Source organism: Kosakonia radicincitans DSM 16656, assembly GCF_000280495.2.
Taxonomy (GTDB): domain Bacteria; phylum Pseudomonadota; class Gammaproteobacteria; order Enterobacterales; family Enterobacteriaceae; genus Kosakonia; species Kosakonia radicincitans.
Genome location: NZ_CP018016.1, coordinates 243,019 through 264,421, shown reverse-complemented (window position 1 = coordinate 264,421; position 21,403 = coordinate 243,019). Strand labels below are relative to the sequence as shown.

Below are 21,403 nucleotides of genomic sequence, written 5' to 3'. Positions count from 1 at the left end.
TTACAACACCGTAGAGAGGAAATGGCTGACGCGGGCGTTGGCGTTATTCTCCAGCAACTGGCGCGCCGGGCCGGAAGCGATGATTTTGCCTGCCTCCATAAAGACGATGTTGTCGGCCACTTCGCGGGCAAAACCAATCTCGTGGGTGACAATGACCATCGTGATGCCGGAGTGCGCCAGTGCTTTGATCACCTGCAATACTTCGCCCACCAGTTCCGGATCCAGCGCCGATGTCGGCTCATCAAACAGCATCACTTCCGGGTCCATCGCCAGCGCTCTGGCAATCGCCACACGCTGCTGCTGACCGCCGGAAAGCTGTTGCGGCCAGTCGTTTTCCCGCCCCGCCAGCCCCACTTGCTGCAACAGCAAGCGCGCTTTCGCCACCGCCTGCGCGCGCGGCTGTTTCTTCACGCGGATCGGCGCGTCGATAATGTTTTGCAGCACCGTGCGATGCGGGAACAGATTAAATTGCTGGAACACCATGCCAATGCGGCTGCGCTGGCGGGCGATTTTACTGTCGCTAACTTCAAACAGCGCCTGGCCTTTTTGTTCATAGCCCACCAGCTCCCCGCCGATACGTATGGTGCCCGCATCGAGCTTTTCCAGATGGTTAATGCAGCGCAGCAGCGTGGATTTCCCGGAACCCGACGGGCCGAGGATCACGGTAACCGAACCGGCATCGACATCCAGATCGACACTATCGACCACCGTCTGCCCGGAGAAGCGTTTGGTAATGTTGCGTAATTCGATGGCTTCAGCCATTGCTCACTCTCCTGGCATTCAACAGATAAACCGGCAGCTTACGGGCAAACCAGACTTTTGCTTCCACGCGTTTCACGCCGCGCGAGAAGTAGCGCTCGACATAAAACTGCCCAACCGACAACACCGAGGTGAGCAGCAGATACCATGCCGTTGCCACCAGCAGCAGCGGGATCACTTCATAGGTGCGCTGGTAGATGATTTGCGCCGAGTAAAGCACGTCCTGCAAGGAGATCACCGACACCACAGCGGTGGTTTTGAGCTGGCCAATCACTTCGTTACCGGCAGGCGGCAGAATGGCGCGCATCGCCTGCGGCAGCACGGTATGGCGGAAAATCTGCCCGCGCGAATAGCCGAGCGCCCGCGCGGCTTCCAGTTGGCCGTTGCCGACGCTCTGAATTCCTGCGCGAATGATCTCCGCCGCATAGGCCGACTGGTGCATCACCAGCGCAATGACCGCCGCGCTGAACGGGCTTATCAGCGCGTTCGCCGGAGAACTGTAGAGTTCGCCAATCCCTGGCAAGGTTACTGAAATCGTTGGATAGAGCGCCGCAATGTTGTACCAGAGGAACAGTTGCACCAGCATCGGCACGCCACGGAAAAACCATGTATAGCCCCAGCTAACAGCGACCAGCACCGGATTCGACGAAAGGCGCATCAGCGCCAGCACAGTGCCGCCGGCAAAGCCGAGCACCACCGAAATGGCGGTCAGTTGCAACGTCATCAGCACGCCGCTGAGGATGGACTCTTCGGTGAAGCTTTGCGCCACTACGCCCCACTCAAAACGCGGGTTATTGAAAACAGAGTGCAGCAGCCCTGCCAGCAGCAGCAAAACGAACAGGGCGCTGAACCAGCGCCCGTAGTAGCGTTTTCCGATGATGCGCAGTTCATCCTGCGATTGTGAAGCGGTGGTGTGCGCCATTAGAAAATCTCTTCGTTACGTTTGGACTCTTTTACCGCGCCAAAACCGATCGACCAGTGGTCGAGGATCTTCTGGTAAGAGCCATCTTTGATCAGGGAGTTGAGCGCGGCCTGAACGGCCTCTTCCAGCCCGGAACCTTTCGGGAAGGCGATAGAAACCGGTGCATCGTTAACGCTGATTTGCCCGCTCATGGTTAGCGGTTTCACTTTGCTGACCTGCCAGGTCAGGCCTTCGTAAGGGCCAAAGAACATCGGCACGCGGCCGCTGACCACCGCCTGCACACCTGCCGGGCGATCCGGGAAGACGGCGATTTTAATCGGCGGTTTACCCTGCGCTTCACAGGCTTTGCTGCCTTCGTTCAGGCGGTTGATTTGCGTAGTGCCAGCCCCGGCACCAATCTCTTTGCCGCACACCTGGGTGAGTTCGGTGAAGGCGGGAATATTGGCATCCTGGCGGGAAATAATGCCTAAGCGCGAGGCGTCGTAATAACTGACAAAATCAACCTGCTCCAGGCGTTTTTGCGTGGCGTTAATATTGGCGAGCGCCACATCGTAGCGGCCTGATTTCAGCCCCGGAATAATATTGTCGAAACCGCCGGTATCGTGCCATTGCACTTTCACGCCGAGACGTTCGGCAACGGCGGTCATAATATCGATTTCACGCCCGGCCAGCGTTTTATTATCTTCCTGATAAAACGTGGTTGGCGGCGTATTTGGATTGGTACCGGCAATAATATAACCACGCTTTGCAATATCGGCGGGTAATTTTGCGTTTAATGTTTTGTCCGCCTGAATCGTAAATGTCGGATGCGCGGGTACACTCTCTTCCGCCGCATTGGCCTGCTGCACGCCGCTTATTGCGAGGAGAAGGGAAAATATGCCGTATTTATTCATCTGTTTGTTGGTCCCCTGAAATGAGCAAAAAAAAACCAATATATTTTGTGCAATCCATTCTGGTAGAGCGCTGAAAACGAGGGAACGAATAAAACCGGAAAAGCAATGCCAGGAATGGCATAAGCCAGCCTCCACGCGTAATGGCGCAACAATTGACAACGGTTCTGCGGCGCAGGTGCTAGCCTTAGTTATTTGTAAAATCCAACTGGCAAGGAGCGGACGATGAAGATTGAGCTGCACGATAAAGTCGCGCTGGTCACCGCCTCAACGGGCGGGATCGGCTTTGCAATTGCGAAAGGTCTGGCACAGAGCGGTGCGGAAGTGATCCTGAACGGACGCAGCGAAGGGTCGGTCAATAAGGCGAAAGAGGCGCTGACAAAGCAGGTGCCGGGCGCGCGTCTGCGCACGGCGATTGCCGATCTCGGTTCGGCGCAGGGCGTGGAAACACTGCTGAAAGCGGTGGCGGAAGCCGACATTCTGGTTAATAACGCCGGGATTTACGGCCCGCAGGATTTTTACGCTACCGATGATGAAACCTGGGAAAAATACTGGCAGACCAACGTGATGTCCGGCGTGCGCCTTTCCCGCGCGCTGCTGCCGGGCATGGTGAAAAAAGGCTGGGGCCGCGTGGTGTTTATCTCTTCGGAATCGGCGCTGAATATTCCGGCGGATATGATTCATTACGGGGTGACGAAAACTGCGCAGCTCTCGCTGGCGCGCGGGCTGGCAAAATTCGTCGCCGGTAGCGGTGTGACGGTTAACAGCGTGCTGCCGGGGCCGACGATGTCGGACGGTTTTGCCGATATGATGAAAGACGAGATCGAGAAAACCGGTAAATCGCTGGAAACGCTGGCGAAAGAGTTTGTGATGGCGCACCGCCCGAGCTCGGTGATCCAGCGCGCGGCCACCGTCGAAGAGGTAGCAAACATGGTGGTTTACGTCTGTTCGAAACAGGCTTCGGCCACTTCCGGCGCGGCGCTGCGCGTTGATGGCGGCGTGGTGGACGATATTGTCTGAGCCGGTGGCTGCCCTCAACCCGGGCAGCCACTGTTTCAATTAAGCGTTTTCACCAGTACTTCGAACAGCAGACCGGGCCGGGTCGGAATGCCAAACCGGGTATCATCCACCGGAAACGGCTCGGTTTCCCCGGTGCGGCGATAGCCGCGACGCAGATACCAGGCCAGCAGCGACTCCCGCACCTGCAACACCGTCATCAGGATACGTTTCCCGCCGCGCGCCTGACACCACTGTTCCGCCGCTTCCAGCAGGCGTCGGCCATACTGCGCATTCTGCTGCGACGGAGAAATCGCCAGCGATCCGAGATACCACACGCCGTCCTGCTGCGGCTCTACCCAGACACAGCCATCAATGCCGCTGGCGGTTTTCCAGACCAGCAACGTCGCCTGTGGTTTGCTCGCCAGCTCTTCACGTAGCGTTTGCTCGCTAATGCGATCGCCATCCAGTAAACCCGCTTCGGTTGTCCAGCCAGCTTCTTCGCCACCGCTGCGGTAAGCGCGGTTCAGTAATTTGACGACATCGGCGATTTCGTCTTCCCTCACGGGGCGAACATCGAGTTTGGTGTAACGCGCGCCACGAACCGGCAACGGGCGCTCGGCAAGGCGTTTTTCAAGCTGCGTGATCTGCTCGATAAAGTTGCCCGAAAGGCCTGCCGTCAGCTCCTGAACGACTTTGCCCAGCAGCGGCCATGCCATCTCTTCACCCCGCACAATGGCGTTTGTCCCCTCGTCCGTTAAGCGAATAAACGATTTTCGTCGATCTTCACCGTCACTCTGACGGGTGACTAACCCAGCGTGGATCAGGCGGTTGATACTGCTGGTCATCGCAGGCTGGCTAACCCGCGAACAGCGGGCCAGTTCGCCAATCGTCAAACCAGGCTGGCGATGGAGCGCCAGCAAAACCGGGTACAACCCGGCCGGTACATGAATCCCGGTATTTTGTACCAATACACTGGCTTCCGCCTGCAACTGCTCGGCCAGCCGTTTTAACCGGCTACCGAGAAAGGCGTAAGGCATATCAGAGAGAATATCCATTAGTCACCCGCAGAAATATATAATGACTTATATAAATCATTATATATACATACATACGGCAAATGAATTCAAGTCCAGAAGGCGAAAGAGAGAGAATCTTCAGGGCCAGTTGGGGTAGAAATGTGCCATCAAAATCATACACAGCGGCGTCGTTACGGTAGAGAACAGCGTGGAAAGCAGCATGCTGGTTGCCGTTGCGCCCTGCAATACCTGGAACTTTTGCGCCATCAGATAGACATTGATCCCCACCGCCATTGAGCCTAACAGCACCACCACCTGGCTTTCCTGACGCGGCAGATGCAGCAGATACGCTATCGCCCAAATCAGCCCCGGCATCAGGATCAGCTTCAACAGGCAGATAGCGCCGCTTTCGCGCAGCCCTTTGCGGATTTGATAGCGCGACAGGCTCATGCCGAGGGTGATGAGCGTCAGCGGCGCGGCCACCTGCGCCACCATGCTGACCGGGCTATCGAGGAAGCCAGGCACCGGGCGATGCAGCAGAAAGCTCCAGGCAAAACCGGTGAAAATGCCGATGATAATCGGGTTACGCAGTACGCTGAGCAGCGTTTTGCCAATCCCGCGCAGCGAGAAGCTGCCGTTCTGCGCCCACTCCACCGACACGGTGACCAGCGTCCACAGGATCAGGCTGTTAAACACTAAAACCAGCGCCACCGAAGCGAGACTCGCCGGGCCAAGCAGGATTACCGCGACCGGAATGCCGAGCATCACGTTGTTAGAGAAGATGCCCGCAAGGCCAAACACCGAGGCAGAAACCGAATCCAGGCGAAATATGCCTTTCGCCAGAATCCGCCCGATCACGTAGATCACAAAGCAAGTGCCGAAATAAGCAATCAGCAACCGCACATCCACCGCCGGGCTTTCGTAGAATTTACTCATTACTTTGAATAGCATGCAGGGGATCGCCACGTTAAAGCAGAAGCGGTTTAACCCCTCATTGACCGATTCCGGCCAACCAGCAAAGCGCCCCAGCGAGTATCCCAGTGCAATCAGTAAAAAGAGCGGCGCAGAGAGCAGCAGTTGCTGCACAAGCTGGCCGAAAAATTCAGCTGTGTCCATCCCTTACCCTGTTGATATTGATAAAAGTGATTTTCTCTTTGTTTTCCGCAGTATAGGGGATGGTTTTGCGTACGTCTGCTTGTCTGACATCTGTTTTGTGAGAAATGGCTTGCGCCTGGAAATCTCAAAAAAGGATGTGGAACTAAAACGGGGGGCTTACAATTACCCCCAACTTTTTTAATTGTTTCTTCGCGCTATTACTTATTGCATCATTATTAGCGGCACTAAGTAACTTTAATTTTTCAATAGCATCTTTATTATTTATTTTTGCCAAGGTTCTTATACATTTATCTGCCAACACGAAATCTTCATCATAATCACGATAACTGAGCTTTAATAATGCTGCGTAATATAGAGAATTTACACTTGACGCACTCTTATAAAAATCCAATAGTCTAACCAATTCTTCATGCTTTTCATGCCAATCATCTGTAATCAAATCATTTAAGACATCAATGCATTTGAATTCATAACTTACCACAGCAGCAAGATATAGCAATAGATCAACGAATTCACCATCCTTCGCTTCACGGGCTAAAATAAGTTCGTTGCATATATCTAGTTCTCCATGCGCTTCATTGAATTTATTAAGAAATCGTGAAAAGTCAATATCGTTTTTCATTAACGACACAATCAATTTTTTCTTTTCAGGTATCATTTATGTTAATTTAACCTCTCAAAACTCTGAATGCTATTATTGAATATATCTAACGCTTTACCTTTTCCTGGGTCGATATTTATTTGGTCGTCTTCAGATTTAAAGAATGCATTATTTTCTTTCCATCTTTTACCCACTTCTGGCATATCAGGATAGGTCATCCAGGTCAGTGCTGCTGAATCTTTAACATTTATAGATTTTATGCGCTGAACGCGCCGCGCCAGACGATATCGCCGTTACTGTCGGTGACCGATTGCGGCAGCCCGTTGATTTCGCTGTGATACCAGTAAATTTCTGCATACTGCTGGCGACGCGCGCCAGCGGCTCGTAGCTGTTTTCCGTGTAGATATACTGCACGGCGGCTTCCGGGTCGCGGTCGCCAGTTTCGCCCACCATTTGCAGCCCGGACAATGCGTACTGCGTGCGTTCCGGCGTGCGGGTGTGGCGTCGCCACACCTGTTTCTCCGTGCGGCGGCCCAGCGCGTCGTAACGGTATTCCGCTTTGCTGAACTCCGCATCGCCTTGTTAATGCTCTGGTATGTTTAATAAAGCCCGAAGGCTATCGTTATAACCATCGAGCTTTTCAGGCATTATTTTTAATTATCACCAGCCAGCCCAGGCATCATATTTGAAATTTTCGTCAATAGATTTAAAGTCAACTCCTTTTAAACCCAGCATTTCAAATTTTTCTTTAAAAGACCCGGAGCATACTGGCTTTGATAATTCCTGACAGAAAAAGAGATTGTTTTTTATTTCTTTTTTTACAATAAACAAATCAATTGTATCATAATACGTTTTATCAAGCCCACGAGATTCCGGGGTATTCAGTAAACCTGACTCAACATCCTGAGAAATCGTATAGTCAGACTTTTCTCGATCGAGAATCTCAATATAGTCCAGCAAGAAAAATAAATAATACTCTTTTCCAGGTTTTTTCTTTCTAAGGAGTGAGATATCAACTGGGATATGTATGCTATGTACCAAATATTCTTCACACAGTCTAAGAAAATCAAAAGAGACCAGATTATCACTAATCAAAAAATCGCCATCTAATTGTGTAGCACTCGCTTTTAAACGATATGCCGGAGAAAAATCAGTGGATTTTGGCGGCGCTGTAAAAATATCATAATCCGGTAATTCCGGGTCCCACTCTTTATCCATAAAATACGGAGAACCAGCATCATCTGGTAAATATTCCATAACATAAAATTGTTCAGTTGTATTACTCATAGTAATCTCCCGGTATTCGGATCAATTTTAAACATGCCAGACTCAAGACCTTTGCTTGCCCAATCCTGGATGTTTTTTACGCCTAATGCCAGTTGAGTATCACTCATTCTGCTGGCCTGACTTGCAAGTTGAGTTAATCGGCCTCTAACAGCAGCGGTATACTGATTGTGATTAGACCAGTGGCCAGGGAGTCCTATCTTCCCTGCCAGATCTTGAGAGCCAGGTAAGAAAATGCCATTTGAAGCGCCATCGCCATTCCAACCAATTTTTCGAAGCCTTTCAAAAATTGGTTTAAAGTTTTTATCTTTTATCAATTCTTCCGGAATAAGGTGATGGTTCGCCATGCCATCACCACTCCGTGCTCCCATATTACGCCCTAACACACAGCTACTAAGTCCCAAAGGGTCAATCCATGCTAAGGGATCGCCAACATAGGTATACGTATTCAACCCACCCAGCAACCCTATCGGGTCCATCTGGGCGTAGCAGCCGCCGGTCGGGTCATAGTAGCGAAACGTGTTGTAGTGCAGCCCGGTTTCGCGATCGAGGTACTGTCCCTGGAAGCGCAGGTTTTGTGGGGTGTCCCACCTCAGCGCGTCGTTTTCCCGCTCTGTGCGTCCCCATGCGCTGAACGCGCCGCGCCAGACGATGTCGCCGTTACTGTCGGTGACCGATTGCGGCAACCCGTTGATTTCGCTGTGATACCAGTAAATTTCCGCGTACTGCTGGCGGCTGTCGACGCGCGCCAGCGGCTCGTAGCTGTTTTCCGTGTAGATATACTGCACGGCGGCTTCCGGGTCGCGGTCGCCAGTTTCGCCCACCATTTGCAGCCCGGACCATGCGTACTGCGTGCGTTCCGGCGTGCGGCTGTGGCGTCGCCACACCTGTTTCTCCGTGCGGCGGCCCAGCGCGTCGTAACGGTATTCCGCTTTGCTGAACTCCGCGTCGCCTTCAATGAGGACCTGGCTGATGCGCTGCTCATCGTCATAACTGAAGCGCTGCACGATACCGCGATGCGTATCGTGGCGTTCCGTCATGCGCCCGAAGCCGTCATATTCGCGGCGCACGCCGTCGAGGCGTTTTAGCAGGTTGTCCCAGACTGGCGGCAAATCCGCTGTTGTGCGGTTGTCTGCCGCGTCATACCAGAAACGCTCTTCTCCAGAAGGCTGAATACTCTGCGTCATGCGACCTGCTGCATCGTATCCCCACAGCGACTGGCGATATTTATCCGCAGGCGTCGACGGCGCGCCATCGGTGTACATCTGGCGGATGATCTGATCGGCCCGATCCCACTGGTAGCGGCGCTCAAACACCAGCCGCTGGCGCACATTATCAACGCAGCGCCGCTGGCTGATGCGCCCGGCGATGTCGTAGTGCGTTTCCAGCTCCACCGCACCCGTGGTGCGTCGGGTCTCCCGGTGCAGTTTGTCACGCTGGTAACTGGCAACCGGCAGCGTATTCCCGCCAACGGCAAGCTGCATCTCCAACAAATGCCCGGTACCGTAGCGCAGATACTGCAACTGCCGCCCGTCCGGGAAAGTGGTCGCGCTGAGATTGCTTAATGCATCGTACTGATGCAGATACGCGCCGGAATGGTTCTCTTCCCCCACCAGATCGCCGAGTTTATTGCGGCGGAAAACCACCACTTCGCCATTCTCCGGCTCGCGCTGGTCGATCATCGCCTGCCGCCACGCTCTGTACGGGAAGCGGTGAATTTCGGTAGTCAGGGCGTTGTAGCGATACTCGGTGCGGTGTTGCTCGGTTTCCCGCACAACCATGCGGCCGATCGCATCGTATTCATAATTCGTCACCAGCGGCGACAAACCGCTACCGCTGGCGGGATGACGCACCAGCGTCGCCACCTGCTGCATGGCGTTGTACTGATACTCCGTCTGCCGACCGGCGTAATCGTGCTGGCGGGTCAGCAAGCCTTCAGGCGTATAGTCAAAGCGCCATTGCTGGTTGTTAGCGTTGGTCAGCGTCACCAGGCGGCCCGCGCGGTTGAAGCGAAAACGCGTCACCTGCCCGGCGGGATCGATAGCCTCAATCACCTGGCCGCGCGCATTGAGCGTCACTTTACGCTCCAGCAGGCCATCAATGTTCTGCCCGCACAGCAACCCGGCGTGGTTATAGCTGAACAGGGTTTCTCGCCCGTCGGCGCGGATCCAGGTTTGCAGACGGCCTGCCGGGCTCCAGATATAGCGTTCGCTGTTGCCGAGCGGATCGGTGGTGCTAATCAGTTTGCCGGAAGCGTCATACTGGTTGCGACTCTGATAGCCGGAACAATCTTCTTCACGGATAAGCTGGCCGAGCGCGTCCCACCAGAAGCGGTGGCTGTTCTCCAGCGCATCAATGCGCCGCAGCAGATCGCCCTGCGCGTTCCACTCAAAGCGCGTTACGCCACCTTCCGGATCGGTCAGTTTCACCACATCGCCCGCAACGTTGTATTCGTACTGCCAGATTGCGCCATCGGGCAGCACTTCTTTCAACGGGAAGGCGTACAGCGGATGCCATCTGGTCAGCGTCGTGCGGCCCAGCGGATCGCGCTCCATGGTCAGATTGCCGCGCGCATCCCATGCATATTCCCAGCTCGCGCCGTCCGGCTGCACCATTGCCAGCAGTTGTTCAGTGTTGCCCGCCCAGCGAAATTGCCATTTGCCGCCGTGCGGATCGGTGTAAGCGGTGATGCGAAACAGTTCATCCCAGTGATGTTCGCTTGAGACGCCTTGGTCGTTGCTGACGCGCGCACGGCGCTGTGTTTCGTCGGCATCGATGCGCCAGCGTTCCAGCACCTCGCCACGATCATCAAGCACCTGATACGCCTCAACGCGCCAGTGCCGCGAGTTGGCGTCGGGCCGCCACTGGTACTGCACTTTCAGCCCGGTGGCGTAGGCATGCCAGGCCATCATCTCGCTGGCCTGATCCCAGCCGAACTGGCGGGTGACGATGCCGTCGGCGTCGGTGACGGCGATCAATTGCCCCTGCTCGTTAAAACGGTAAGAGACCAACAGATGGCGCGCGCCATCGTACGCCTGATAAACCGCGCACAGGCGGCCGGAAAGCGCGTCATACTCCAGCTCAACGTCCAGCGCCTCGTTATCGCCGGAGATGCGCGCCAGTTGCCCGCGCTCGTTCCAGCTAAAGTGCTGTACGTTTTCATGGCGGTCATAAATGCGCTGAATGCGCCACTCGCCGGGACGCGTTGGGTCCGGTTCGTACAACTGGTGCTCGCCGTCATTTTGCTGAATGACCATCGCCCCGTTCGGGCTACAGAACAGCTTAATGCCATCTTCCTGGTAATCGATCATGTCGCCCGGCTGCACATTTCCCATGCCCAGCTCGCGGCCAGTCATATCGAGGAATATCAGCTGATTATCCGCTTGCCGGTAAAGGCGGGTTTCAAACGGTAGCATCCAGCCGGTGCCGAGCATGCCGGTTGACAGGTTGCGGCTGTGGTAAATGCGCTGCCAGTAAAGCGGCATTCTGTCCGGCAGCACGAAATCGAGATCCTCTTCTTTGCTGAGGATTTTCGCGCCGGTAAGGATATTGACCGGGTGTACGGTGTTTACTGCTGCCGCCAGTACCGGCATCACGCCCGCCGAGGCAACATAAGCGCCAAGCGGACAGATAATTTCCCGCATCAGGCGGTTCACGATCAGCCGGTTACAGCCCATCTTGATAAGCGAGGGGATAATCGCCACGACCGCGCTGCCAAGCAGGTTGCCCGCGAGGTAAGCCAGTTGGTTTTTACCGCTGTGGATATCGCGCACGGTGATGGTGTCGCCACCGATACGCACGCGCGGGTTTTCGCTGACTTTGATTTCCGCTTCGCAGGTGCTGAGGTGACCATTGCGGGCAGCGGGCTGGTTGTTGATCAGCACCGCTTTTGAACCCTGGGCGATAAAGTTGCTGCTGGTAACCATATGGCCTTTTTTGCAGGCCACGTTATCGTGCGGCGCGGGAGACGCATACGGGCTGGCGCTCTCCACCAGCGGCTGCGTCAGGTCGTTCCAGGTGTTTTTGCCCCACTGTTTGACATCGTCGAGGGTCAGCTTGCTGGCGCGTTCAGCCATCGCCATCAGCGCTTCGCCCGGCATCAGCGCCGTTTTCAGCGTTGCGGCGACGCCCGCCAGCGCCATCATGCCGAACCCGGCCCAGTCGAAGCTGCTCTCGTCCGCAGAAGCGGTCGCGTTCAGATAATCGCGATCGACGGTGCCAGCGGCACGTGCCGCCTTTTTGCCCATGATCAGCACGTTATCCGAGCCAGAGATAATTTGCGCATCGGGAGGCCCAGGGTCTATCAGGCTATCGACGAGTTTTCCCGCCGCATTGCCCACGCTCTCCAGCGCGCCGCTGAACATCAAGCCAGCCACCGCCACACCGGCGACGACGATACCGATAGGCGTGGTAGCGGCAATAAAGATCGCGGCGACAATCGCCCCTTCCACTAATCCGCCGACAAAATCCGCCAGCGCGGAGCTATGGATCAGCGGGTCATCAATGCGCGCTGCAAGGTAATCCGTCATCCGTTACGCCCCCGGCTGCACACCGCTTTTTACCGTTGTCCAGAACGCCTCTGCGTCGGCATCAAACGGGGCGACACGGCTGAGCGTGAACGCCATCAGGTGATCTTCCACGCGGGCGACGGCGAGTTTTTCATACACGGTAACGTGCTGATTTTCAAAACGTAGCGCGACTTCACGCGCGGGCAGCCCGCCGATGACGCTATCCTGCACCTCGTCCAGCACCACCTTTTTCATGCTGCGCTTCACTTTCGCCAACTGCTGCTGGAGGAAATTCTCTTCCTCGCCGGGTTTGATATCCCACGCGCGGGTGATGACAAGCGTTGCGCCCTGCTCTTTGAATTTCAGCACATTGATGCTGTGATCCTGATACGCGCCCGGTAACGCCAGCACGCCTTCAGAAAGTGTGAACGTCGCCATTATTTATCCGTCCCTTGATTAAATGCGGCTTTTACCGCGGCCTGAATTTGTTCCGGCGTCGGCTCGACAGTCGGCAGGCTCTCTGGCCGCGTAATATTCAGATCCAGCGTTCCGCCGGTGTTGATTTCACCATTGCTCAGCGCATCAATGCTGAAGTTCAGACATTGCAGTGAAACCGTGCCGTTGGCGCCAAGCGTCAGCACCGATTTGCCCGCCACCAGCATGATGCCGCTGTCGGAAGCCTGAACCAGCGCGCCCTGCACTTTTTGGGTAAAACCGCCGCCGACCAGTTGTTCATGCGCCAGTTGCGTGGCCTGGGTATGCGATCCCGCCACCGCGCCGGTGTAATCCCGCGTCACATTAACGGTCTGCGAACCGCCAACGGTATGCGTTTCGTCGTTTTTCACGTTGGTATCAAGATTGCGCTCGGCCTGAATCCACACCTGCTCTTCCCCGGCTTTATCTTCAAAGCGCAGGGCGTTGGCGTTATCGACTGAGCCATCTTTCGAACGGCTGAGGAAGCCCATTTGCGTCGCGGCGGCGGGCAGCGCCCACGGCGGCATACTGGCTTCGTTATAGACGCGCCCGGTGATGATTGGCCTGTCCGGGTCGCCGTTGATAAAGTCGATCACCACTTCATCGCCGACGCGCGGAATTTGCACCCCGCCAAAACCCTGGCCCGCCCAGGCGCTGGAGACGCGCACCCAGCAGGAGCTGGTGTCGTCGCCCTTCGCCAGTCGATCCCAGTGAAACTTCACCTTCACCCGGCCATATTTGTCCGTCCAGATGCTTTCGCCCTGCGGACCGACGACGCGCGCGGTTTGTGGGCCATAAGTTCGCGGCCAGGCGGTTTGCTGCGCGGGGCGGAAGACCACCGAGGAGGGAATGACGCTGAAATCAATGCGGTGCACCGTCTGGCTATCCGCACCGCTGGCATAGCGGTTCTCTTCAAAGTTGTAATGCGCGGCGGTTACCAGATATTCGCCGTTATCATTGAAAAACGCGGCGTTGGTCAACTGGAAAGTGCTGCCCGGCACGATGCCGATCGCCGTGGCGGTGCCTTCGATTTGCTGATGTTCCACCTGCCAGCGTTCCTGGCGGATGCGGGCATAAAACTCGCCGTGGCCATGTTCAACAAAACGCCCTGGCCAGTCGTAAACGTCAATGCTGCCCGGCTGTGGCGATGAAGGGTTTTGCCGCGCCTGGAACAGCCATGCATTCGGCTTGCGGAAATCATAATCGTCAAGGCTGTAGATGCCCGGCGTGACGCTGTCTTCCAGCGCCCACTGGCTGATGCCCTCTTCATCCGTGCTGCCGCCGGACGGCGTCTGGTGATAAGGAATGGTTTCATAGCCGCTGAAGGGTTGATGTTGCGTAGCGGCGTCGGTCAGCACCAGCGTGTGTTTATCTGCTTCATGCTTAAAGTGGTAAGCAATCCCTTCCAGCTCCATCAGGCGGCTGATGAAATCGAAGCTGCTCTCCTGGTACTGAACGCAATACTCCCAGACGCGGTAACTGCCGCTCAGCTTATCTTCCAGATTGACCTGGTATTCGCCAAGCAGGGTTTTGACGATTTGTGGCACCGTCTGCCCCTGGAAGATGCGCAGGTTACGGTCGCGTTTCATTGGCCACAGATCCGGCTCGACGGTAAGCTGATAGACGGCGTAGCGTGTCCCGCTCAGTTCCACCGCGCTGACTGCCACGCGGGTAATTTTGCCGTTGAAGTAGCGGGAGCCGGAAAGCGATTGCGTGGGCACGGTAACGGTGACCGCTTTGCCGAGCAACTGGCTGCGATCCATGCGCGCGTCGGTGCCCAGCAATTGCAGGTTGAATGCAAACGCCTCGGATAACGCCTCACGACCTGAAAATTTCCAGAAAAGCAGTCCTTCGACGGGTAACTGAACAGTAATACGATTGCTCATAAATCGGATCCTGACATAACGACGCAAGCCGCTCCGGGCTTCGCCTGTAAGTTTAACGTTACGGAATAATTGACACGCTACCGCACAATTTCTGTAAATGTAAAAGGACGTTATTGTCTGATTTTTCGGCGCGAGAAATGCCAGGAATAGTCCTAATCAGGTATCTAAAAACCAGAAAACCCGCCAATTTTTAGAGGGTTAGCCACGTAGCACAATCTGGAAATAATACTTATACGAAATTTTTATGACAATTACTCACGCGGAAACATGTCATACAAGTGTTATTTACCACAGATAAAACTATACCGGTGATAACGTTTTCTCGCCTATTCTCGCACTTTAACATTAAAGATGAGACAGCCGACCGGAAACACGGTATAACGTTTTCATTACTATCGCATCCTTATTTTTTACTTATATCAAATTAAGCCATTATATGCCCAAGGCATAGACCCTACGAATATTTAATACCCATTTAATGGTCGTTAAGCAGGATTAAATCAGTACTAAACTGGAGGGAATAATGGAAACGTATAATCAGTATGGACAACGTATTGGTCAGGAATTTTCGGAATGGACAAAACGGGCGATGCCCGAGAAAGTCGCTCTTGCTGGTCAATACTGTAACGTTGTTCCACTGGCGGTTGATCACGCCGAAGACCTCTTCCCGGAATGGCAGAGTATCGACGACGATCGCGACTGGACCTACCTTGAGGATGTCAGGCCAAAGGATATGACGGCCTGTTATTCCTATTTAAGAAATCTGTCTACACACAAAGAAAGAATTTATTATGCCGTACAGGATAAAGCCGATCAGCAAATAAAAGGGATATTTTATGCCGGTAAATTTGATCCGGAGAATGGCTCCTTCGATATTGGCGGCGTTAACTGGACGCCATTAATGAAAAGGACGCGCATCAGCACCGAAAGCCTTTATTTGGTTCTGGCTTATTTCTTTGATCAATTAAAATACCGCCGCTGTGAATGGCGCACCAGCAGTTATAATACGGAAGCGATTAAGTCGGCAGAACGAATTGGTTTTGTGAAAGAAGGCGTATTAAGGGATAAGCGAATTCGCAAAGGCCATCTGACGGATATTTCGGTGTTCTCGATTACCTTACGGGAATGGCCGGCGATCTCGTCAATGATAACTGGCTGGCTGCGCGCAGATAACTTCGACGACCGCAGCCGCCAGCTGCACAAGCTGGCGTCGTTTCGCCGCTACTGAGGTTGCCATGCGTTGGCTTACCGCGCAACGCATGGCTTTAGGGCTTATTTTCCGTGCTGTTTGAAACGGAAATCGTCCATAAAGTTGCTCAGTTTTTCCACTGCACCAAGCGTCAGCGCGTTATAGATCGAGGCACGGATGCCGCCGATCGCGCGGTGTCCCGTCAGACCAGAGAAACCCGCCAGCTCCGCTTCCTGCAGGAATTTATCCTCCAGCGCCGCCGTCGGCAGTGTAAACGCGGCATTCATATCTGAACGGAAGGCCGCATCGCCCCAGTTACGATAGAAACCGTCGCTGTTATCAATGGTGCTGTAGAGCAGCGCAGATTTCTGCTGGTTGATGCGCGCCATGTTTTCCAGACCGCCAATATCATTCAGCAACCAGCGGGTCACCAGCATCACCACGTAAATGGCGAATACCGGCGGTGTATTCAGGTTAGAGTGCGCTTCCACCTGGCGACGATAATCAAGAAACGCTGGCAGGTTAGTCGGGCCGTTTTGCACCACACTGTCGCGAACCAGTACGATGGTCACGCCCGCCGGGCCGATGTTTTTCTGCGCGTGGGCATAAATCAGCGAGAATTTACCGGCATCGCACGGTTTGGAGAGAAAATCAGAAGACATATCGCAAACGCGTGGCACATCATCACGGCCCAGCACGCGATCGAACTGTAAGCCTTCTACCGTTTCGTTGGAAACATAGTGGATGTAAGGCGCGTCCGGGGAGAAATCCAGCTCTTCGTCGGTCGGCAGACGACGGTAGCCCTCTTTTTCACCGCTCCAGATCACGCGTACCGGCCCTTCGCGCATTGCTTCGGTGATCACTTTGCGGCTCCAGTAACCGGTATCGAAATACTCAGCCGGGTGCTTTTTGCCGCGCAGCATGGTCATTGGCACCATCGAGAATTGCTGCGTTGCGCCGCCCTGTAAAAACAGAATGTGATAATCCGCAGGCAGTCCCAGCAGGGTGCGAATATTATTTTCGGTTTCGCGAACCACATTTTCGAACCATGCGGAGCGATGGCTGATACCCAGAATCGACAGGCCCACTTCCGGGACATTAATAATAGCCTGCTGTACCTGGTTTAATACGACGTCAGGTAATGCGCCCGGCCCGCCGGAGAAATTAAGGGTGTTGTTAGGATTTAATGACATGTTATTTCCTGAGTCATAGTTATCGTTTTAAAGGGCCTGACCGGCGTACTTAAGCAGCATTTCCCGCATCGCGGTTTTCACTTTCAGCATGTGAACTTGCTTATTCGGGAACATCTCTTCATCGTCCATCGCATGAACAACCATCGCCGGATCGATTTCAAAAATCAGCAGTTCGCCGTCGCGCGTTTCCGCGCAGTCGATGCCGATATACTCCAGCCCGGTACGCTGGCTGATGGCGTCCAGCGCTTCGCGATGACGTTCAGCAAAGTCAGCAAACTCATTGAAGAAACGGCCTTCCTGCGCACGTTTGTCCGCATCTTCGTACATCCCGGCGTTAACGTAGTGGATCATCCAGTGCGAAGAGACACCCATATGGCAGGCGAACGGTTTACCGTCGATCAGTACCACGCGCATTTTGCGGAACAGGCCATCTTCGCCGCTGTAATCGACAAAGCGCGAAACGAAAAACTCCTCTCCGGCCGTCTCTTCCAGGTAGGCTGTAACAGCAGCGGCAGAGTCGATTTTTTGCAGGCCGTGACCGCCGTGGCTACCTACCGGGCGAACAATAATCGGGAAGTCGTGATCAGCGGCGATATCTGCCAGCGCTTTCTGACCACAAGCGACATCATGCAGCGCCTGGCGGGAGACATGCAGCGCCGGACAAATCACTAAACCGGGGACATTTTGCAGCAGCAGGCTGGCGTTATGGCGTTCAGAAGTCGGGACATTTTTCGGCGGGTTCAGTACCGGTTTTGGCCAGTTACGCAGAGCATATTCAAGACGCAGCAGCACGGATTCCTGCTCATCGCTGGCGCCAATCGCCACCATAACCACGTCATGTTCCGGCACCGGTGCCGTCAGCGGATTGTCGTTCAGCGGATCGACGTAGTAGTAGATGAGGTCGATATCGCTGTCTTCCATCAGGCAGTCGAGCGGAATATTTGCCGAGAGATTGCCCGGTACCATTAACATCAGCAGGCGTAATTTTGTCGGCTGACGCGCCGGCCAGTGATAAACGCGCTGCATATCCAGCGCCTGCGCCTGGATTTGCAGGCCCAGCTCTTCGTGCTTCAGGCTCATCATCGCAGTCGCGAGATTCATCCATAACACGGCATCTTCAGGGGCATTTTGCGCCTGCGCGATCATCTCCTGCGTGGCGGAGGTGAAGTCAACGCCCGCAATACTCATACGCAAAAAAGGCGCCATTCCGAGGAATCGCGCCGACGAAACGCCTGATTCAGTCGTTAGTGGCATGGTGGTTAATCCTGTTTGTATGGTGCATATCGCTTATGATGCGACATAACGCCAACAAACAATTCGCGGAATAGCGGCCTTAGTTGTCGGGATAACTGAGCGTAAACCGGCCAAATCAGTTACGCGGTGAATAAGTAAAAGTAAAACTCAAAAAAAATAATTAATAAAAACAATCAATAAATAACGACACGTCTGACAGGAAATATAATGAAATATTTCGGCTTTAGCCGCTTCGTTAGCACAGGTAAATCGCGCATCTTCGGGATATGAAAACCTGAGCCTTTCGGCTCAGGTTGATTCAGGACTAGCGTGTTATCTGCAGATCTTTGATGGTGACGGGCAGTTCCGCGCCGTCTTTCCACTGCGTTAATGGCAGAAAAACATTGTAATCGACAAGCCAGGCCAGCGTCTGTTTCTCGCCTTTATCGCCACTCTGCATTTCGCATGCGACTTTCCAGTAGCGGCCACTCAGCGCACTGCTGATCTGGCGAGCCTCATCGCTACCGGTCACTTCGCAACGGCGGTTGATCGCGGTTTTATCACCATCTTTGCCCTTCGCAGGCAGCGCTGTATCAAAGGTGAATTTCTGTCCCTGATGCAGCGGGAAACGCAGGTTGGTGTGTAGTTCGCTGATGATACTCGGCGAGCTATCCAGGCTGATACCGCCTTTTAACTGCCCAAGGTTACCTAAAGTCAGGCGCTGCGCCTTAAACACGTTGTAATTTTCCAGCAGCAGCATCAGCCCGTTGGGTTGAACATCCAGCTCCATCGGCACGCCTTCATCACTCCCCCAGCTCAGAGTCCACTGCATTTTTTTGAAGCGAGGCGTCGCCCACGGGTTAACAATCTGCTGCGCTTGTTTGTCGATCTCCGCAGGCAGCGGGAATTGCGCCAGCCATTGTGGCGAATTGCTGCTCATATCTGGCAGCATCGGGCCAAGCCTGGAGGAGACGCTTTTTTTCTTCGCCTGGGGAACATAAGCCCCTTCCCCTTTAAAAGCAGAAGGCGTGCTCATTGCGCATAGCTGCTTAAACGCCGCAGCGGTGGCAGGCGTATTGGTAAAATCCGCCGCCCGGCGCAGCGCCGCTTTCCCGCTCAGACTATCGGATACATAACCTTCCGGCGTCATATCCAGCCCGGCGAGCACGCTGTCTTTATTGGTTGCGCAGTTATATGCGTGTACTTCGATTTTCATGTCGTACGGCGCATTATACGGCGGATCGTACTGTATCTCGTTGTACTCGAAGCCGATTTTCGCAATCAACAGATCTTTGGCGCGGATAACTGAAGCGGTATCCAGCAGGATCGGCGTGTCATATTGCGATTTTTTTTCAATGTAGACCCAACTGGCATTTTTCAGCCCGGGGGATTTGCAGAGGCTGGCGGCGACATCATTCAGTTCGCTGTTCGGGCTGGGGGCGGCATAACGTCCGTAGCTATCGCCATAAAAACGGCGCACGACCGCCTCTTTATCGTCGAGCATTTCCCAGTAGAGTTTCACCGCTTTTTGCGTGGAGCAATCGAAGCCGTCCCAACGGTTAATGTTTTGCCCATCTTCAAAAACAATATGATTCATTGCCGTAATGCGATCGTTAAGCCGAATCATTACCAGCGGATTTACCGTGCTGCTAACGACTTTTTTGCCTTGCCCGTCAGCCGCATGGCTGCTTAACGTCACGGCCAGTAATGCTGGCAGAAGAATCTTGCCCGTCTTCATTTTCATTCCTTTGTCAGCGCAAATGGAGTAGCGCAACAGATGTGTAGTGATGAGGTTATCGGCAGAAGGCAGGAAATATAAAGGTCTTAAAGGGGAGGCTGAAAGTCACCAAAAATGATAGTGATGGATGAACCCGGTAGTGCGATTCACCCCTCTGGCAACGCCGTCGTTTACGGCGGAAAGATTACTCCGCCAGCGCCTGCGCGCAGGCCCATGCGCTGGACCACGCCCACTGGAAGTTATAGCCGCCCAGCCAGCCGGTGACATCCATCACCTCGCCGATAAAGTAGAGCCCCGGCACATTGCGGGCTTCCATCGTGCGGGAAGAGAGTTCGTGGGTATCAACGCCGCCCAGCGTCACTTCCGCGGTACGGTACCCTTCCGTGCCGTTCGGTTGAACGCGCCAGTGCGTGAGTAACTCGACCAGTGACTCCTGTTCGCGACTGTTGAGCTGCTTCAGCGTGACATCCGGGATCTGCCCCAGTTGCTGCAAGCATTCAACCAGCCGTTTCGGTAACTGCATCGCCAGCGTGTTTTTCAGGCTTTGATTCGGGTGCGCTTCGCGCTGTTCATCCAGGAAGCTTGCCAGATCGCACTCCGGTAACAGGTTAATGCTGACGAATTCGCCTGGCTGCCAGTAGCTGGAAATTTGCAGAACTGCCGGACCTGAAAGCCCGCGGTGGGTAAAGAGCAGATTTTCCCGGAAAACCGTGCCGTCTTCAGCGGTAATAACCGAAGGCACTGACACGCCGGAGAGCGTCTGCATCTGCTCCAGCAGCGGCTTATGCAGGGTAAAAGGCACCAGACCGGCGCGTGTCGGCAGCACTTTCAGGCCGAACTGTTCGGCGATTTTATAGCCAAACGGTGAAGCGCCAAGCCCCGGCATCGACAGCCCGCCGGAAGCAATGACCAGCTTCGCAGCCTGCACGCTGTCGCCATTCAGTTGCAGCGTGTAACCCTGATCATCACGCGTTACGCTCAGCACTTCGCTGCGCAGGCGCTGTGTGACATTGCCTTTTTCGCACTCTGCCACCAGCATATCGACAATCTGTTGCGCCGAATCGTCGCAGAAAAGTTGTCCCAGCGTCTTCTCATGCCAGGCGATACCGTGCTTGCCGACCAGATCGATAAAATCCCACTGGGTATAACGCGCGAGAGCAGATTTACAAAAATGCGGGTTCTGGCTCAAATAGGCTGCGGGTTCGACATAAAGGTTAGTGAAATTGCAGCGACCACCGCCGGACATCAGGATTTTGCGCCCCGGTTTTTTGCCGTTGTCCAGTAACAGCACACGACAGCCCGCCTGCCCGGCCAGCGCCGCACAGAACATACCCGCCGCACCCGCGCCGATAACAATGACATCAAACCTTTCCACACCTGCACCCTCATCAAAAAATCGTGGCGGATTGTAAAGAGTTCACGCTGGTCACACCAGCGCGAAGAGAGCTAAAAACAACATGACATTGAAAAATATACGATAATTTTAAAGTTTCAGCGGAATGTAAGAAATAATGTCAAAAAAAATACATATTTCACTTTGCCGACACCGCTAATGTCCCTGATAATGCGCCGCGTTCATGTCCTCAAAATGGCTT

Annotated in this window: 18 protein-coding genes; 2 read left to right on the top strand and 16 right to left on the bottom strand. The window is 54.3% G+C overall.

Annotated elements, in window-relative coordinates; all coding sequences use genetic code 11:
* Genes Y71_RS01200 through Y71_RS01190 form a run of 3 tightly spaced genes read right to left on the bottom strand, consistent with a single transcriptional unit; the run spans nt 1 to nt 2,574 of the window.
* Nucleotides 1-762 carry an amino acid ABC transporter ATP-binding protein gene (locus tag Y71_RS01200; protein WP_007369637.1) on the bottom strand — a complete coding sequence of 254 codons (762 nt, stop codon included), beginning with the start codon at nt 760-762 and terminating at the stop codon, nt 1-3.
* The gene (locus Y71_RS01195) at nt 755-1,681 is read right to left on the bottom strand and encodes an amino acid ABC transporter permease (RefSeq protein ID WP_007369636.1); all 927 of its coding nucleotides are present in this window, start codon (nt 1,679-1,681) and stop codon (nt 755-757) included. The genes Y71_RS01200 and Y71_RS01195 overlap by 8 nt, the downstream gene beginning before the upstream one ends.
* Nucleotides 1,681-2,574, bottom strand: coding sequence for an ABC transporter substrate-binding protein (locus tag Y71_RS01190; protein ID WP_007369635.1), 894 nt, complete (start codon nt 2,572-2,574; stop codon nt 1,681-1,683). The genes Y71_RS01195 and Y71_RS01190 overlap by 1 nt, the downstream gene beginning before the upstream one ends.
* 222 nt (nt 2,575-2,796) lie before the next feature.
* Between Y71_RS01190 and Y71_RS01185 the strand changes: the two genes are divergently transcribed.
* On the top strand, nt 2,797-3,591 hold the full coding sequence (locus Y71_RS01185; protein ID WP_007369634.1) for an SDR family NAD(P)-dependent oxidoreductase: 795 nt from the start codon (nt 2,797-2,799) through the stop codon (nt 3,589-3,591).
* A gap of 35 nt (nt 3,592-3,626) precedes the next feature.
* Here the strand turns inward: Y71_RS01185 and Y71_RS01180 are convergent, their stop codons facing one another.
* The 9 genes from Y71_RS01180 to Y71_RS01145 form a co-directional block, all read right to left on the bottom strand.
* Complete coding sequence (locus Y71_RS01180) at nt 3,627-4,625, bottom strand: bifunctional helix-turn-helix transcriptional regulator/GNAT family N-acetyltransferase (protein ID WP_007369633.1); 999 nt, start codon at nt 4,623-4,625, stop codon at nt 3,627-3,629.
* Nucleotides 4,626-4,724: 99 nt separating this feature from the next.
* Nucleotides 4,725-5,702, bottom strand: coding sequence for an AEC family transporter (locus Y71_RS01175; protein ID WP_007369632.1), 978 nt, complete (start codon nt 5,700-5,702; stop codon nt 4,725-4,727).
* A gap of 142 nt (nt 5,703-5,844) precedes the next feature.
* Nucleotides 5,845-6,324, bottom strand: a complete 480-nt coding sequence (locus Y71_RS01170; RefSeq protein WP_236946367.1) for a hypothetical protein — start codon at nt 6,322-6,324, stop codon at nt 5,845-5,847.
* Between the two features lie 41 nt (nt 6,325-6,365).
* Nucleotides 6,366-6,521, bottom strand: coding sequence for a hypothetical protein (locus tag Y71_RS29865; protein WP_007369630.1), 156 nt, complete (start codon nt 6,519-6,521; stop codon nt 6,366-6,368).
* Between the two features lie 38 nt (nt 6,522-6,559).
* Nucleotides 6,560-6,814 (bottom strand): RHS domain-containing protein, encoded by a 255-nt coding sequence (locus Y71_RS01165; RefSeq protein ID WP_071531963.1) that lies wholly within the window; start codon nt 6,812-6,814, stop codon nt 6,560-6,562.
* 149 nt (nt 6,815-6,963) lie between these two features.
* The gene (locus tag Y71_RS01160) at nt 6,964-7,590 is read right to left on the bottom strand and encodes an imm11 family protein (RefSeq protein ID WP_007369628.1); all 627 of its coding nucleotides are present in this window, start codon (nt 7,588-7,590) and stop codon (nt 6,964-6,966) included.
* On the bottom strand, nt 7,587-12,116 hold the full coding sequence (locus Y71_RS01155; RefSeq protein WP_007369627.1) for an RHS repeat-associated core domain-containing protein: 4,530 nt from the start codon (nt 12,114-12,116) through the stop codon (nt 7,587-7,589). The genes Y71_RS01160 and Y71_RS01155 overlap by 4 nt, the downstream gene beginning before the upstream one ends.
* A 3-nt stretch (nt 12,117-12,119) precedes the next feature.
* Nucleotides 12,120-12,533 (bottom strand): DcrB-related protein, encoded by a 414-nt coding sequence (locus tag Y71_RS01150; RefSeq protein WP_007369626.1) that lies wholly within the window; start codon nt 12,531-12,533, stop codon nt 12,120-12,122.
* Nucleotides 12,533-14,455, bottom strand: a complete 1,923-nt coding sequence (locus Y71_RS01145; RefSeq protein WP_007369625.1) for a type VI secretion system Vgr family protein — start codon at nt 14,453-14,455, stop codon at nt 12,533-12,535. The genes Y71_RS01150 and Y71_RS01145 overlap by 1 nt, the downstream gene beginning before the upstream one ends.
* A 523-nt stretch (nt 14,456-14,978) precedes the next feature.
* Here Y71_RS01145 and Y71_RS01140 point away from each other — a divergent pair.
* Nucleotides 14,979-15,683, top strand: a complete 705-nt coding sequence (locus Y71_RS01140; RefSeq protein ID WP_007369624.1) for a GNAT family N-acetyltransferase — start codon at nt 14,979-14,981, stop codon at nt 15,681-15,683.
* Nucleotides 15,684-15,727: 44 nt separating this feature from the next.
* Here the strand turns inward: Y71_RS01140 and Y71_RS01135 are convergent, their stop codons facing one another.
* From Y71_RS01135 to Y71_RS01120, 4 genes are all read right to left on the bottom strand, one after another.
* Nucleotides 15,728-16,837: a phosphoserine transaminase gene (locus Y71_RS01135; RefSeq protein ID WP_007369623.1), complete on the bottom strand. Its 1,110-nt coding sequence runs from the start codon at nt 16,835-16,837 to the stop codon at nt 15,728-15,730.
* Between the two features lie 27 nt (nt 16,838-16,864).
* A complete protein-coding gene (locus Y71_RS01130; protein ID WP_007369622.1) occupies nt 16,865-18,091 on the bottom strand; it encodes an ATP-grasp domain-containing protein in 1,227 nt (408 codons plus the stop codon).
* Between the two features lie 304 nt (nt 18,092-18,395).
* A complete protein-coding gene (locus Y71_RS01125) occupies nt 18,396-19,808 on the bottom strand; it encodes a hypothetical protein (RefSeq protein WP_007369621.1) in 1,413 nt (470 codons plus the stop codon).
* 184 nt (nt 19,809-19,992) lie between these two features.
* Nucleotides 19,993-21,183, bottom strand: coding sequence for a BaiN/RdsA family NAD(P)/FAD-dependent oxidoreductase (locus Y71_RS01120; protein ID WP_007369620.1), 1,191 nt, complete (start codon nt 21,181-21,183; stop codon nt 19,993-19,995).
* Nucleotides 21,184-21,403 lie beyond the last annotated feature (220 nt).